This is a genomic window from Novosphingobium sp. PhB57 (genome assembly GCF_004342985.1).
Classification (GTDB): Bacteria; Pseudomonadota; Alphaproteobacteria; order Sphingomonadales; family Sphingomonadaceae; genus Novosphingobium.
Map to the genome: position 1 here is coordinate 13,264 of NZ_SMBO01000019.1, position 15,383 is coordinate 28,646.

The window sequence follows — 15,383 nt, forward strand, 5'->3', positions numbered from 1 at the left end:
GGTTTCCTGATGAGCGGGCGCACGGCGGAGAAGGTGCTGGGTCCGGGAGATCCGGCGCCGTTTGTGGTGTTCAACGCCGCAGGAAACTCGCCGTTCCTGATAATCGGCGACCACGCAGGATCTGCAGTTCCGCATCGCTTGCAATCCCTTGGTTTGCAACGCGATGATCTGAGGCGCCACATAGCAATCGACATCGGAGTGTTAGGTCTCGGCCAGGCCTTGGCGCGTCTGCTGGATGCGCCTTTCGTGCATCAGGCCTACTCGCGTCTTGTCATCGACTGCAATCGCCTGCCCGCAAGGCCCGACGCTATCCCGGAGGTTTCGGACGGTACCCCCATTCCCGCAAATCGGCATCTGAGTGATCGGGCACGCCATGCCCGGAGCGCCGCGATCCACGGACCTTATCATGCCGCGATCGCAGTGATCCTTGATACTCGGCGTACTTCCGTCGAGGAGACTATCCTACTGTCGTTGCACAGCTTCACGCCGAAGATGGACGGATTGACCCGTCCTTGGGACGTCGGGGTACTGCACGGTACGGGACGGACGGAATTTGCCCTTGGACTGCGCGATGCACTTGCGGCGCAGGCAGACCTGATCGTTGGCGATAACGAGCCTTACGCTATGGATGAGACCGATTACACTGTTCCGTTCCACGCGTTCCCGCGAAACCTCCCCTATGCCGAGATCGAGGTGCGACAAGACCTTGTCGGCAACCCGTCCGGACAAGAAGCGTGGGCGACGCGTCTGGCTGATGCGGCACGACTAGCCGCTGAAATATCGTCGATGCGTGAAGGCTCAGAGCAAGCTCCCACTCCTGGCCATGAACGCAGTCAGGGGGGCATGGCTTGATAAGCATCCCCTGAAAGTGCCGGCCCTCATCGGATCAATCCTGCGCTCCTCAGTAAGGCCGCTATCCGAGATGATCGCGCTAAGCCCGCTGGTCACCTGACTGACCTGAGGCATCCGAAATGGAAAAGCTGACGGACCGCTGCTGTCAACGGAGAATCAGCGACTGAAGGTCTTCGATGGGACGGTTTCACTTGGCACGATCGTCGGAAATGGGACAAACATGTAATCCACAGCGGCCTCGCCGCCCGGCAGGTTCAACCGAGAGCCGCCGTTCGCGAGTATCCTGAAAAGGATGCCATTTCGGAATTCTCATACCGGTTCTCAGCTCTGTCACATCGTTGGCAAATGCGGTTAAGGTTGCGGACAAATTTCAGTGCCGCTAACTGTTGCACATGAATAATACAGTTGGCGCGTTGAAGCGAAAAATTCGCGTCGGCATGGTCGCATTGATGGCTTGCGCCTCGATGGCGGACGCTGAGACAAAGACCCCGCTGCCGGATATGACCGCAACCCTCCGCGAACAGCGCGTGGAAAGCGCATCGATTGCCGTGATCCGCGACGGACAGATCGTCTTTACTGGGGCTTGGGGTATAGTGGGGCCGAACCGTACGGCGACCGTCTCCACACCATACAATCTCGCTTCGCTGACGAAGCCGCTGACGGCGGAGGTCATTCTGCGACTGGTGTCGGCTGGCAAGCTGTCCCTTGATGAGCCGATGGATCGCTACTGGAGCGATCCCGACTTGTCGCGCGAACCTCGGCGGAAGAAACTGACGGTCCGCATGGCGTTGAGCCATCGCACCGGCCTGCCGAACTGGCGCGACGCGAAGGGACTGGCGTTCGATCATGATCCCGGCACGACGACTGGCTATTCGGGCGAGGGGTATCAATATGCGGCGCGCTACGCCGAGCACCGCATCGGGCAATCGTTCGAGACGCTTGCTGGCCGCTGGCTGTTCGCACCCGCCCACATGAACGGCTCGGGCTATGTGTCGGCGCAAGGCAAGACGGTGCCGATCGCCGTGCCATACGACGACGCAGGCAAGCCGCTGCCCGTCGAGCGGGTGACGCGATACAACGCTGCCGATCTGGCACACGCGACGGCGCGTGATTATGCGCGCTTCCTCATTGATGTCCGCAACGACCGGCATCTGGTCGCGTCTTTAGCGGCGGAGCGCAGCAAATCGCAGGGCGACCTGACGCCCGAAATATGTGCCGGATCGAAAGCGGCCACCTGTCCGCCCTGGACTGGCTTCGGACTGGGCTGGCAGCTCCTCGGCTTCCCCGACGGCACGACGATGCTCCACACCGGCAAGGATGCAGGGGCCTTCACCTTCGCCGCGATCGATCGCCCGAGCGGCGACGGCATCGTGATCCTAACCAACAGCGACAACGGCTGGCGGGTCATCCTGCCTATCCTCGAACGCACGGGGAGCGATCCGAAGCTGATCGCCTTCCTCCGCGGCCAGATGAACTGACAGGACCATGAGCATGATGACCGCCATCGCCGTTGCCGCAGCTTTGCTCGCCACCTCCGTGCCGCCCCCCGCCGATCCGTTGACGACGGAGATCGGCGCGCTCGATGCGAAGGTGTTCGGCGCCTACAACCGCTGCGACCTGCCGACTTTCTCCGGCTATTTTGATCCGAAGGTCGCCTTCTACCACGACACCGGCGGTGCGACGTTCGAGCGTGACGCGATGGTCGATGGCGTTCGCAAATACATTTGCGGAAAGGTGAAGCGCGAGCTGATCCGGGCAACGTTCCGCGTCTATCCGATCAAGGACTATGGTGCCATCGAGGAAGGCGAGCACCGCTTTTGCGAACTGGCGACGGGACGATGCGAAGGGATTGCCAAATTCGTGATCGTCTGGGCGAAGCAGGATGGCGCCTGGCGGATCACCAGCGTCCTCAGTTACGGGCACCGCGCGGCGACGCCTGCGGAGCAGCGAAGCGCCACTGACAGATAGCTCGCGGGCTGCTTCCAGATTAATGGCTGATCGATGTTTTCCGGGACCGATCATTTCCGTATGTGACCGCAGAAATCCGCAGAAATCCGGGACATTTTGGGCCGTACGCCTGACCAGCATTCGTCGTTGTTTGCAGTTTTGCGCGGGGGTATATTTGACGGATATTAGACGGTTTGGCGGGATGGGTATGGCCAAGACACTCAAGGAAGTCCCTCTGACGACTCGCAGTGCGCGAGCGAAGTTGCCCGTCGGGCTGCACTGGCGCGGTATCGATCCTGAAACCCACCTGGGCTACAGCAAGGGGGTACGCGGCGGCGTGTGGTTGGTGCGGTGGCGCATTGGTACTGGTTATCGCCAAGACCGGCTTGGTACCGCCGACGATGAATTATCCGAAGGCACATTGGACTATAATGGGGCGATCCGGGCAGCCCGTGATCGAGTAGAGGGAGCGCGTCTGGAAGACCGGGCCGCATCCGCTGGTCAATTCCAGACCGTTCGGACGGCAATCGTGTCGTACTGCGCGGAGCGTGACGCTCGTTTCCGTGCACGTGGCGTGGGCAACACTGGTCGGAAAGCGGCAACATCCAGCCTGGAACGATATGTGATCGGGCGGGAGGCGTCCGCCAACATGGAGGCGCGCGCCCCAGCACCCATCGCGGACGTGCCGCTGCACCTGTTGACGGAGAGGGAACTGATTGGATGGCGCAAGTCTCTCCCGGACACTCTTAAAACGTCCTCGGTCTGGCATCTCGCTGCCACACTGAAGGCCGCGATAAATAGCGCATTTCGCGCAAATCGGGCGACGCTTCCCGCGACTTTACCCGGCGTTCTGACCGCCGCACTGGTCATATCACGAACTAACCCGGCCGATGGCGAGAGTGTGGCGCGCGAGAATCAAATATTAGATGCTGCGACAGTTGGCCGGATCATTGCGGCCGCCAAAAAGGTCGACGAAGCGGCCGAATGGGGCGGCGATTTGTACCGGATGATTGTCGTGCTGGCCGCTACCGGGGCACGGTTTTCCCAAGCCGCGAGACTTACGGTGCGTGACGTACAGATTGAGCGGTCTCGGTTGATGATACCGCCTAGCTACAAGGGGCAGGGGCGGAAGCCGGAAGCTACGCCGGTTCCAATTGGTGCCGATGTGCTGGCTGTTTTGGGTCCAGCTATTGAAGATCGGGGTAAGGGCGAACTGTTGCTGACGCGGCGTCGGATGGAACGGGCTCCTGGTCAACTGAAGTGGGTGGCCAACGGTCGGCGCCCTTGGGGCCGGGCTGCCCGTCTTGTCGAGCCGTGGGCGGAAATTCGGAAGATCGCGGAACTTGAGCGGGATATCGTCCCATATGCCTTGCGGCATTCGAGCATTGTTCGTGGTATTCGAGCGGGCTTGCCGCTGCGATTGGTGGCAGCACTTCATGACACGTCAGTTGAGATGATTGAGCGTCACTACGGGCGCTGGATCGCTGACGGTTTGGATGACATGGCGGCGCGTGCTGTTGTTCCGCTGATGCCCGCAGACTGACTGACCGTTGAAACTTCTTTGCGGTTTTAGAGGCTAAGGATTGACTCTGGGACTTTCCCGCCGTTCCCAAGCTAACTATAGCACGTCCTGAGGCGCGGCAGCGTGATCGTCGTTTTTCCCGGCTAAGCAGGGTTTTTAGGGGGCAGAGCGGGGATGTCTGAACTTGTAGACACGTCTTCACGGCGTTGCTTGCTGGCGCGCCTCTGCCAACTGCGGCCGTTCTGGGTGGTCAGGGTGCGGGGACATGGCCAGCAGCTTCTGAAAGTAGGTCTTGGCGCTCTGACCGTTGCCGGCTCGCTTAGCCGCCTTGGCGGCACCGTACAGCGACCAGAACCGATTGGGCTCCTGAACAAGCGACGCTTCGAACGCCGCCAGCGCTTCATCCGGCTGGTTATCTCCTAATAGCATCTCGCCCAGCATCTCCCGAGCCGGCGCTAAAGGTCCCGGCGTTACGGAGGCCAATTGGGTCTTGTCCTCAAGGTCAGCAGCCTGGCGCATGCTCGTCAGGGCTTCGACGACATGACCTTCCTCTAAGGCAAGGGTTGCAGCAACTTCCCGCCGCTGAATATCCGTCTGCCCTGCCCAATAGCCCTCGCCCTGCTGAACGAGCTTGTCGTGGATCTGGTCCAGCGACGAGATCGCCAACCGCGCGGCGGCCGCGTCTTTCAGGTGCGCCGCGCCCAGGCCCCGGGCAAAAGAGGTGATCGATTCTGCGTAGGGAAAGCGGCTCGACGTCGGCTCGAGCCTGGCCGCCCTTGCCCAGTCGCGGCGCTCGAGCGCGTAGCGCGCCGGTATCGCAGCGTGGGCGTAGTAGGCCGCCGAAGCAGGCGCGGCGCCGTTGGCTTTAGTGGGATCGAAGCGCGAAAACACTTGGACAGAGGCTTCGGCAAGCTGCCCGGCAGCCTTGTCCTGTCCAGTTTGCAGGTAGGCGTAGATCATGTAGTCGCTGGCGTGCAGTTCGTCGGCTGGTTGGCCGGCGGCCCGCGCCGAGGTCGCTGAAGCCAGGTTGGTGTCGATCGATGCCTGCCAGTCGCCGATCCGTGTGAAGGTGTGGGAGGGCATGTGCAGGGCATGGGGAGTCGAGGGCGCGATCGCGCCGTAGCGCTTCGCTGCCCCGGCGGCGCGTGACGCCAGGGCCGGCTCGTCAAAGGCGTGGATGATATAGTGGGCCAAGCCAGGATGGTCGGGGTACTCGGCGAACAGGCCTTCAAGGATCGCGCCGGACTTCAGCTGATTGGCGTAGGTCTTGTCGGCCGGATCGGCGGCCGCTGCGAGCGCCAGCGCGTAAAAGATCCTGGCTTCGATGTCCTTGGGATAGTCGGCGGCCAGACGCTCCATTGCGCGTTCGTAAGCGACGGTTCGAGCGTCCTGGTCCAAGATCGCGGTGTCGGTGTACAGGTACGCTACCGCCTCGATATAAGCACGTTCGCGCGAGGTCTTGGCCTTCAGAGCGCGACCGGTCTGGACCGCCTCGAGGCCCTGTTTCAGCTGTAACGGTGACTTGAATCCGGCAAACGGGTTGCTCCAGCTGCTCAGCGCGATTCCCCAATAGGCGATGGCGCAACTGGGGTCAGCCGCAAGTGCTGCGCGGTAGCCATCGATCGCCGGGCCAAATTGGAAAGAGTGCATGAGCGCCACAGCGCGATTGAAGCGCGGCTGAGCCTCCGCGTTGCACGACGTTTCGAAGCTGACGCTGCCAAGTCGCTCCATCGAGGTATGTTCATGCCCGGCCATCTGTGCCGACGCCGGGCCTACAGAGAGCGCGACCAGGAGCCATACGGCACGAAAGATCTTCGATCTCATGATACCTAGCCGTTCAAATAGAGATTCGGGACATAGTCGATTTTCTGTGTCTGAAAGTCTATCGCTGTGAATGCAGAAGGACAAACGCGACTAAACCTCCGCATGATGATAACAGCTGGATGCGAAGCGGACAGCCCGCCGCGTGCTCGATCTAAAACGGATGACCGGTTCCGAAGCGAGCGGACGTTTAAGAACCGGCCAAGGAATGGCGCAAACTGGTCGATCCTTGAAGAGCTGGTTGTGCTTGGAACCTCGTCCAAATCTCACGCGCGAAGCCTTCAATCAACCAGCACCTCCACTCGACTTCTTCCACGGCCGGTGGGAATAACTTCGATATTCACCGGCACTCGCTCCTTGAGTTCCTCGACGTGGCTGATGACGCCGACGCGGCGACCGCTGGCGTGGAGGTGTTCGAGCAGTGCCAGGGCCTGGCCGAGGCTGGCGGTGTCGAGCGCGCCGAACTCCTCGTCGATGAACAGGCTCTCGATCTTCACGCCGCGCGCGGTTGACATTTCGGCGAGGCCCAGCGCGAGCGCCAGGCTGACGAGGAAGCGCTCGCCGCCCGAGAGGTTGTGTAGGCCGCGCACCTGGCCGCCCATGTCGTTGTCGATCACTTGGACCATCATCTCGCCGCCGGTGCCGCGCTCCAGCGCGTAGCGGGGCTTCAGTTCGGCGAGACGAGCGTTGGCGTGTTCGAACAGGCGGTCGAGGGTCAGGCCTTGCGCGAAGCGGCGGAAGACCCTGCCTTCGCGGTCACCGACGAGATCGGATAGGCGCAGCCACTCCTCGGCGCGGGCATTTGCCGCTTCCAAGTCAGCGCGCAGGGCGGCGGTGCGTTCGCGGACCAGATCGTCCTGGCGTAGCAGGGCTGCGGCATTGTCGCGCCGGGCTGCGGCGGCGTTCAGTGTGTCCCCAGCGGACGCCAGCGCGGCTTCGAGTGCTTCGGGAGAGGGCAGGGCGGCTGCGGCCTCTTCCGCTTCGTGACGGGTGAGATCGTCGCGGCACTTGGCGAGCACGGCCAGCGCCTCGCGCAGCGCAGTTTCGAGCGCGGCGAGGGCTTCCGCCTCGGCGTCGAGCGCGGCCTGGCCGGCCTTGGCCACGCGGGCGACGGCTTCCTCGGCCACCCTGCTGGTTCCATTGCGTCGTAGTTTGGCAATCGGCGACATTTTCTTCTTCGGATTGGATCGAAGCTCCTGGCAGGCGATGGCCTTTGAAGGCCAGCATAATGGCCATTTCGCTTCCGCCAGTTCGGAGTGGGGATCCGGTCACATCCAACTAAGCCGCGGCTGCCGCTAAAGACGAGGAGGTCGAGCGAACGGGCCTCAGGAAGGAGAGGCTGTCATAGATTCTTGCTAACGCGAATGCGTCGCATTAGGTGATCCCGCAAGTTCAGGGGATTCGCATGTCAAAACTCTCAATCACCTCCGCGTTGCTGCTTGCCGGAACGTCTGCCATTGCTCACGCACAGACCGCGCCTGCTGCCGCCGATGATCGGCGTAATCGCGACGAAATCGTCGTCACCGCAACCGGGCAATCGGAAGCGATCTCCACCACGAAGAGCGCGACGCCCATCATCGAATCCGCCCAGTCGATCTCAATCATCAATCGCGACGAGATCGACCTGCGCGCTTCGCCGACGATTGCCGACGCCTTGAGTTATACCGCGGGCGTGCAGGCCGAGCCGTCAGGTATCGACAGCCGTACCGACGAGGTATCGGTTCGCGGTTTCGGCGCCGGCGGTTTTTCCTCCAACAACAACTTCGTTGACGGTCTGCGCCTGCCTTCGGGTGGCCAGTGGACGCGCACCGGCTTCGACACTTTCGCGCTCCAGCAGATTGAGGTGCTCAAGGGCCCATCCGGCGCGCTTTACGGCCAGACCGCGCCGGGCGGTGTCGTCAATAGCGTGTCGAAGCGACCAACCGATGCGTTCCATGCTGAATTCATGCTTCAGGCCATGGGTATGACCGATCTCGACAATTGGAACGGCCAGGCAGCGGCCGACGTCGGGGGGGAGATCTTCGGCACGCTGTCCGCGCGCTTGGTCGGTCTTGCCCGCTATGGTGAAACCCAGGTGGACGGCGTCACCAATGCCCGCCAGTACGTTTCGCCCAGCCTGACGTGGAAGCCGGACGACCAGACCACCTGGACCCTGTTGGGCCAATACCAACGCGACGAGGGCGGCGCGACCTTCCAGTTCCTCCCCGCCCTGGGCGCTCTCTACAAGAGCAACGGGAAATACATCGCCAACGATGCCAACCTGGGCGAGCCGGACTGGAACACGTTCGACCGCAACCAGTACCTTGCCGCGTCTTTCTTCGAACACCGTTTCGGGGACAGCGGCCTGACCGTCCGCAACAACACCCGCTACACCCATATCGACACGCTCTATCGCGTCGTCGTGCTTTCGGGCAACACGCTGACGACGTGCCCGGGAAGCATCGCCGGCTGCATTCCCGGCCAGACGATCGGCCGCCGCGCGGTGCAGGGAACCGGCGAGAGCGACGGCTGGGCGACGGACACCCAGCTTCAGTACGAAGTGAACGCCGGCCCGCTGAAGCATACGATCCTGGGCGGCGTGGACTACTTCCACACCGAATGGGAGCACTATCGCGACCTCGTCAATTCGTCGCTGGTGCTGCCCATCCTCGACATCTTCGACCCAGTGCCACGCGGGTCTGCCGGCTTTGCCCAGAACATGAGCCCGCAGATCTATACCGAAACGGTCAGTCGCCAGACCGGCGTCTACCTGCAGGACCAGATCGCGCTGGGCCGTCTGCGCGTGACCGTGGGCGGCCGCCAGGACTGGGCCAAGGACCGTACGCACAACCCGGTCACCAACAAGACTTATGTCACCAAGTCGGATGCCTTCACCTGGCGGGCCGGCGCCGTCTACCTGTTCGATAACGGCCTTGCGCCTTACGCCAGCTATTCGGAATCGTTCCAGCCGCAAGTCAGCGATCCATCGACGAGCCTGAACGGCGAGACTTTCCTCCCGACCACGGGCCAGCAATGGGAAGCCGGGCTGCGCTATCAGCACAAGGGAATCTACGTCACGCTGGGCGGCTACCAGATCACCCAGCAGAACATGACGACGCCCGACCCCTTGGGCACCCTGTGCGGCACTTCGACGTGCCTCGTCCAGACCGGGGAGGGCAGGATTCGCGGCATCGAGCTTGAGGCCAAGGCCAGTCTGCCGTTCGGGCTGGCAGTCATCGGCACGACCACCCGTACCTGGAGCAAGGTCACCGAATCCAACACCGTCAGCCAGGTGGGCAACAGGCTTCCGCAAGTGCCCGAATGGATGGCTTCGCTGTTCCTTAGCGAAAGCATCCGGTCCGGGCCGCTTTCCGGCCTCGGTTTCGGTGGCGGCGTGCGCTATACCGGCGAGAGTTTCGGCGACACCGGCAATACGCTGGCCATTCCCGACTACACGCTGTTCGATGCCTTCATTCGTTACGAATTCAGCGATCGCACCACGCTGTCCCTGAATGGCCGCAACATCGCAAACAAGCGCTTTGCCGCCACCTGCACCGCCGTTTCGGCGTGCTATTACGGACAAGGCCGCGGCGTCACTGCCCGTCTCCAGTTCAAATGGTGAGCGGACGGCGGCTGGCCTTCGCCCTGGCGGCGACTGGCACGATATCGGGAGCGGCCATGTCGCTTCCGTCGGCCGCAATCGCCGCGCCGTGGCAGATCGAACGGTCGGACGTCTTCACGCTGCCCTCGGCGGACGGTCATGCGTATCGCGTCATGGTGGCATGGCCCGAAGGCCCGCCGCCACCGCAAGGATGGCCGGTGCTCTGGCTGCTCGACGGCGAGGACAACTTCGCCATCGCGACGACGACGGCGCGCCGTCTCGCGCGGGCAGGGGGGCGTTCGGGCGTTGGCGCGGGATTGATCGTTGCCGTCGAATCCGGTGGTCTGCCGCGCCGCATCTACGACTACACGCCGCCGGTGGAGGGTTACGTCATTCCGACCGGCTCTCCCGCTGCGGGCCGGTCGCTTGGCGGCGGCGGCGCTTTCCTGACCTATCTGCGCGACAAGCTCAGACCGGAAATCTCGGGCCGCTGGAAGATCGATGCGAAGCGCGAAACCTTGATGGGACACAGCTTCGGAGGTTTGCTGGCGCTGCACGCTCTCGCGCAGGGTGGATGGTGGAGCCGCTACGTCGCGGTCAGTCCGTCGCTCTGGTATGGCAACGGCCTGATCGCGCGTGAGACGCATGGCATGGCCGCGCTTCAGGACAAGCGCGCGCTTCTGGCTGCCGGTGATCGCGAAGGGGCGCCGTCCGGGTCATCGGCCACGCTGGCCGACGTGGTCGCCGCGCTGTCCGCCCGTGGCGTCGACGCCCGCGCCTCCGTTCTACCCGGTCAGAGCCATGGTTCGACCATGATGGCGGCGATGGTCGATGGCATCACGCTGGCGTTCGGAGAAGCAGCCGGAAAGGAAGCGGAATGATCCTCGCCTTGGCCGGGGGCTTGCTCGCCGTATTGGCCAGCGTGCTGCTCTATCTTGCGTCAGCGAACCAGCGCTGGGGTGATCTGCCCTTTCCGCCGCGGCTTGCAGGCTGGAGCGGGTTTGCTTTCATGGTGACGGCCACCGTCATGATGCTGCGCTGGGCAGGCACGGCCACGGCCATTTTCATCGTCGCTACACTCGCCATGTCTGTCTGGAGTGTGGTCCCGCTCGCGATCGCATGGTGGCGGCATGAACCTGAGGACAGGAAATGAGCAAACCGCTTTCCAGCAAGGACTGGTTCGGCAAATCGGCGGCGGGACTTGTTCTCGGGTTCACTCTGGCGCTCGGCGCAGCCGGGCTTTTCCAACGCCTTGCCGGCATTTGCGACACGTTCTTTTCCACTAAAGGCCAGTTTGCAATGTGGCTGATGTCGCCCGTATGGGCGCTGACGCTGAGCTTCTGCTTCATGTTCCGCTCCACCGTTCGGGCCTGGCTCTGGCTTACCGGCGCCAACCTGGTGGTCTGGGCGATCGTGCTTATTCTGGAAGGGCCGCAAGCATGAAGTTGCCCACCGACCTCGTGAAGATGTACAAGGAAATCCACGGCTGGGTCGGGATCGTTTCCGGTCTCGCGCTGTTCATCGCCTTCTACGCCGGCGCCATCACCATGTTCGAGGCTCCGCTGCAACGCTGGGCTTCACCGCCGACCACACTCGCTCCGGCGCCTTCGCTGGCGCGCACGCCCGAACTGGTGTCCAAGGTTCTGGCTGTCCATCCCGAGGCCGCCAAGGGCTATGAGATCCACCTTTCCGTCGGTTCCGCCAATCCCGCGCGCATGAGCTGGACTTCGGCAAGGGGCGAGGAGGCCGAGCACGGCGGCGGGGTGAAGCACTATGCCTCGTTGGCGGCAGACGGCTCCGTTCAGGTGGTGGACGGCGGTCCTTCCGAAGTGGCTCAGTTCATCGACGTACTCCACCAGCAAGTCGGCCTGCCTTTCGCGCATGAGGTCGCGATGCCGATAATGGGCGCCATTGCGCTGCTCTATACGATCGCGCTCGTGTCCGGCCTGGTGGTGCTGCTGCCCAGTCTCGTGAGCGACCTGTTCGCGCTGCGCATTGGTAAGAACGTCAAGCGGATGTGGCTCGACATACACAATGTGCTGGGCCTCTTCAGCTTGCCGTTCCATATCATCATGGCGCTGACAGCCGTGGTATTCGCCTTTCACGACCAGTTCTACGGCGCGCAGGGAGTGGTGTTCGGCGGGCAGGAACGGGGTGATCGCGGCGCGGCATCGATTGCCGCTGCCCCGCCGCCCGCATCGCTTTCGCCGCTGCAACTGGTAGAACGTATCGAACGGCAGGCTCCGGGATTCAAGCCCGAAGTGCTGGTCTACGGCCAGGGACGCGGCGGCCTGCCGTCACTGCGGGTGCAGGGCAGCGACGCACGCTTCGGTCTTCGGGCGCCTACCTATGGCATGGCGGGGCTCGATCCCGAAACAGGCGAGATCACTTCGACCGATTACATGCCGGGTATGCAGGACGGCTGGTCCGCCACTGTCACCAGTTTCTTCGCACTGCATTTCGGGAACTTCGGCGGCAATGCCATCCGGTGGTCTTACTTCCTGCTGGGCCTAGCCGGCGCCATGCTTTTCTACACCGGAAACCTGCTTTGGGTTGAATCCCGCCGCAAGAAAGAGCGCCAGGCCGGCGCCGTGGAGCAGACACGCGCTACGAAAATTCTCGGCGCGCTGACGGTGGGTGTGCCGCTAGGCTGCATCGCCGGCATCTCGCTTACATTGGCGGCGTCTAGGCTGCTGGGGCACAGCGCCACTTACGGCCTGCACAGCGCGATCTACTATGCTGTCTTCCTAGGCATGACCGTGTGGGCACTCTTTCGCGGTGCCGCTGGTGCCGGTACCGAATTGACGGTCTGCTCGGCGCTGGCCATGCTGACTATCCCGCTCAGCAGCCTGATGGTAGGACCGGGTTGGTTCGACAGCGAATCTCTCTGGCTTGTTGACGCGACAGCCGTCGGCCTTGCGGTCTTGATGGTTTTTGGTGCCCGCAATGCCCGGCAACGCGCACGATATGGTCCCAGCGACAGTGTTTGGGCTTTTGACACAAAAGCCTGACAGCACATTTAGAACCGCTAGGAAGCAAAGATGCGTATGCCCGATCACCGAGCGAGCCAGCATTGGTCGCTGAAGGGCCACCGATCGCTAAAGGCGAGCTAAAAACCGACGACGCATCACCCGCACGCAAGGCGCCCCCAGCGCTCGTCCAACGGAAATCCGAACGACGCAAACCCAATCGGGCTGGCGACAGCGGCACCCCCACCAGCGCGCGACGATTTGCAATAAGGTCTCGCCGGCCAGATCGGACAGGCGAGCGAACAGCAGCGCAAAAAGTCCGATTAGAATCGCACCGACGAGGATAGCGATGCGTCGGCACCAGACCAGCACTTCGGGACCATGCCGCCGCATCAGGCCGCGAGTGTGGCGGGGTGAGGGAGTGGATGAGCATGGGTCGGCCATCGGCCGGCGTGCCGACCAGCCTCGCGACAAGGCAGATCAGCCCGACGATGACGAACCCGGCGAATTGCGCTTCCTTGCCGGCGCCGGTTCGCCGCGCAACGACGAAACCCGGGACGCACTGCAGCGCCTAAAACAAGGCGAAGCCGCGCGACCAGATAGAGACGGCCTTGAACGGGTCGGTTAGCCAGACGATCAGGGTCGCGAGCAGGCCGCGAGCGCGAGGCCGGCGCCGGCGCTCAGCTTGTGGCGCGACGCCTCACTCATAAGGCCGCCCGAGCCTATCGAATCCGCCACCGCCGCGCTAAGCTGGCCCGACAGCGCACCGACCAAGACGAGAATGCCGAGCGCCCGAGAAAGGAAGTTAGCAGCGCAAGGAAGACGAGATAGATAGCCGAGGCGGTCCACTGCGCATGGCGCATCGTGCGGATGCGTACCTCCGACGAATAGGCATGGCCGAGATAGCGGGAGGTCGAAGCCGTGGGTGATAACCAAGCCGTGCAGCAAGGGGAGGTTGTTCTGGTGCCCGATTGGGGGTCAGGAAATTGGACGATGCCCGATCAGCACAGCGAGCAGCGCGGCGTCGGGACCGACGCCGAGCAGGCGCGCGACATCGATTTCCACGGTCCTATGATAACTGCGTTCCCGAAATTACGCCAGTACAGGCACAGCCAGATCAGGCCGCCGAAGGGGCCGTCAGGGGCCAGACCAGGTACATGATCCACATGTGCTGCGGGCGTCGTGTCTCGTCGATGGCAATGACGTTGGCACACGCGGGGACGATCAAAAGTGCGACGATCGAGAGCAGATGGAGCCAGCCAGGGACATGGCTCAGTCTCTCGGCAGCGCATAGGCGATCACCGCGTCGCCATTGCGGGTACCCAGCCCACCATGGCCGCCTGCTGCGATCACTACATATTCACGCCCGTCGCGCCCTTGGTAGACTGCAGGCGTCGCCTGGCCGCCCGCGGGAAGCCGCGCCTGCCACACGATCTTGCCATTCCGTTCGTCGATGGCGCGGATATAGTCGTCGGCGTAGGCACCTACGAAGATCATCCCGCCGGCGGTCACGGTCGAGCCTCCGATGTTGAAGATGCCGGTCGGCAGCGGCAGATCATAGTGCATCTTGAACAGACCCATGTCGTGCGTCGTGCCGACCGGACGCTCCCAGACGATCTTGCGAGTGGCGAGATCGATGGCCACCATCTTCCCCCAGGCAGGACGCATGCACGGCGCACCGAGCTTGTTGAGTTTTGCGACGACGCTGGCTGCTGGCGGCGCTTACCGTATATCTGGGTCCGTTCTATGTACCGACCCCATACTGCCTCCGGAAGACCCGGGAGGCTTCAATCTGCTGCCATTCAACTTCAAAAAGGCACGACTGAAGCGCCACCCGCTGCGGGTACCGTCCAGCGTCAATTGCCGATGCCCGCCCTCCCGCCAGGGTCGGCGCGCTACGAAATGCGCACTTACAACACAAGTAGTGGTGAGGGACAAATGAGAAAGCCCGGTCAACGTGACCGGGCTCTCCTGCTGCTATCGCTGCCTTGAAACAACACTCCGGCGCCTTATTCAGGCATCGGGTAGTCTTCTACTACTTTGTCAACCGCCTCATTGCCGATCAATTCGCGAACCTCCTTTTCGAAGGCAGAGACGGCAACCTCCATCTCATCAACAGTCGACCGGTCAGGCCCTTCTTCACCGACACCTTCAATAACTTCATCAACGTCTTCTCTCAATGAGAGAGTGTCTTCGTAAGTCAACGCCCCAAGCGTATCGTCTTCGAAATCATCATCATCGGAGGTCTTGTGCTTCTTATCGTTCAATTTCCTGACCGCTTTGTAACGGTCCGAGAGCGCATCGAAGTCAGCTTCGTAGTCACGTTCAACAGACATCGAAATATTCCTCTCATGGGCGTGACAAAAATCCAGCCTTTCTGTTGAGGCGGGCGCTCGATGGATATGGGCGCGCCGGTTCGGAAAGTAAGATGCGTCGGAAAAAAAGGGAATCCCGGGCAACAAGGACTGGGCTTTCCCCACCACTATAGGGTTTAAGCGGCCGAGGTGACGCCGGTTGTGTAACCACAGGTCTGGAAATTCATTCGGGTCGGGACCGTTAACAGCCTGCGGAAAAAGGAACTTCCCTTGAGGCCGTTAAGGTGATTCAAGTCGCCTCGACCGAGGTTGAAGGATTGAAGATGCGCGGCGGCGATCACCGGAGCGAAGGGCTGTTTTCTTACGTGAGCTGCGAA

14 protein-coding genes are annotated in these 15,383 nt (G+C 62.3%); 9 read left to right on the forward strand and 5 right to left on the reverse strand.

Annotation, left to right across the window (positions count from 1 at the left end):
- The first annotated feature begins 9 nt into the window (after positions 1-9).
- From EDF58_RS24560 to EDF58_RS24575, 4 genes are all read left to right on the forward strand, one after another.
- Positions 10-852 (forward strand): N-formylglutamate amidohydrolase, encoded by an 843-nt coding sequence (locus EDF58_RS24560; RefSeq protein ID WP_132270308.1) that lies wholly within the window; start codon positions 10-12, stop codon positions 850-852.
- 392 nt (positions 853-1,244) lie between these two features.
- Positions 1,245-2,330: a serine hydrolase domain-containing protein gene (locus tag EDF58_RS24565; RefSeq protein ID WP_243654491.1), complete on the forward strand. Its 1,086-nt coding sequence runs from the start codon at positions 1,245-1,247 to the stop codon at positions 2,328-2,330.
- 13 nt (positions 2,331-2,343) lie between these two features.
- On the forward strand, positions 2,344-2,820 hold the full coding sequence (locus EDF58_RS24570) for a nuclear transport factor 2 family protein (protein ID WP_132270309.1): 477 nt from the start codon (positions 2,344-2,346) through the stop codon (positions 2,818-2,820).
- A gap of 187 nt (positions 2,821-3,007) precedes the next feature.
- Positions 3,008-4,342: a tyrosine-type recombinase/integrase gene (locus tag EDF58_RS24575; RefSeq protein WP_132270311.1), complete on the forward strand. Its 1,335-nt coding sequence runs from the start codon at positions 3,008-3,010 to the stop codon at positions 4,340-4,342.
- A 177-nt stretch (positions 4,343-4,519) separates the two neighbouring features.
- On the opposite strand, the gene EDF58_RS24580 is transcribed toward EDF58_RS24575, so the two are convergent.
- Both EDF58_RS24580 and EDF58_RS24585 read right to left on the reverse strand, forming a co-directional pair.
- Positions 4,520-6,145 carry a hypothetical protein gene (locus EDF58_RS24580; RefSeq protein WP_132270313.1) on the reverse strand — a complete coding sequence of 542 codons (1,626 nt, stop codon included), beginning with the start codon at positions 6,143-6,145 and terminating at the stop codon, positions 4,520-4,522.
- Between the two features lie 278 nt (positions 6,146-6,423).
- On the reverse strand, positions 6,424-7,269 hold the full coding sequence (locus tag EDF58_RS24585; protein ID WP_207913154.1) for an SbcC/MukB-like Walker B domain-containing protein: 846 nt from the start codon (positions 7,267-7,269) through the stop codon (positions 6,424-6,426).
- Positions 7,270-7,547: 278 nt separating this feature from the next.
- Between EDF58_RS24585 and EDF58_RS24590 the strand changes: the two genes are divergently transcribed.
- Genes EDF58_RS24590 through EDF58_RS24610 form a run of 5 tightly spaced genes read left to right on the forward strand, consistent with a single transcriptional unit; the run spans position 7,548 to position 12,733 of the window.
- Positions 7,548-9,743, forward strand: a complete 2,196-nt coding sequence (locus tag EDF58_RS24590; RefSeq protein ID WP_132270317.1) for a TonB-dependent siderophore receptor — start codon at positions 7,548-7,550, stop codon at positions 9,741-9,743.
- 56 nt (positions 9,744-9,799) lie between these two features.
- Positions 9,800-10,603, forward strand: a complete 804-nt coding sequence (locus EDF58_RS24595) for an alpha/beta hydrolase-fold protein (protein ID WP_165921576.1) — start codon at positions 9,800-9,802, stop codon at positions 10,601-10,603.
- Positions 10,600-10,875, forward strand: coding sequence for a hypothetical protein (locus tag EDF58_RS24600; protein ID WP_132270320.1), 276 nt, complete (start codon positions 10,600-10,602; stop codon positions 10,873-10,875). Before EDF58_RS24595 ends, EDF58_RS24600 begins: the two co-directional genes overlap by 4 nt.
- Positions 10,872-11,165 (forward strand): hypothetical protein, encoded by a 294-nt coding sequence (locus tag EDF58_RS24605; RefSeq protein WP_132270322.1) that lies wholly within the window; start codon positions 10,872-10,874, stop codon positions 11,163-11,165. The genes EDF58_RS24600 and EDF58_RS24605 overlap by 4 nt, the downstream gene beginning before the upstream one ends.
- Positions 11,162-12,733: a PepSY-associated TM helix domain-containing protein gene (locus EDF58_RS24610; RefSeq protein ID WP_132270324.1), complete on the forward strand. Its 1,572-nt coding sequence runs from the start codon at positions 11,162-11,164 to the stop codon at positions 12,731-12,733. Before EDF58_RS24605 ends, EDF58_RS24610 begins: the two co-directional genes overlap by 4 nt.
- Before the next feature lie 1,230 nt (positions 12,734-13,963).
- On the opposite strand, the gene EDF58_RS24615 is transcribed toward EDF58_RS24610, so the two are convergent.
- From EDF58_RS24615 to EDF58_RS26215, 3 genes are all read right to left on the reverse strand, one after another.
- Positions 13,964-14,335, reverse strand: coding sequence for a PQQ-binding-like beta-propeller repeat protein (locus EDF58_RS24615; protein ID WP_207913157.1), 372 nt, complete (start codon positions 14,333-14,335; stop codon positions 13,964-13,966).
- Positions 14,336-14,700: 365 nt separating this feature from the next.
- Positions 14,701-15,027: a hypothetical protein gene (locus tag EDF58_RS24620; protein ID WP_132270326.1), complete on the reverse strand. Its 327-nt coding sequence runs from the start codon at positions 15,025-15,027 to the stop codon at positions 14,701-14,703.
- Between the two features lie 155 nt (positions 15,028-15,182).
- A partial coding sequence (locus EDF58_RS26215; protein WP_207913159.1) for a hypothetical protein occupies positions 15,183-15,383 on the reverse strand: 201 nt, incomplete at its 5' end.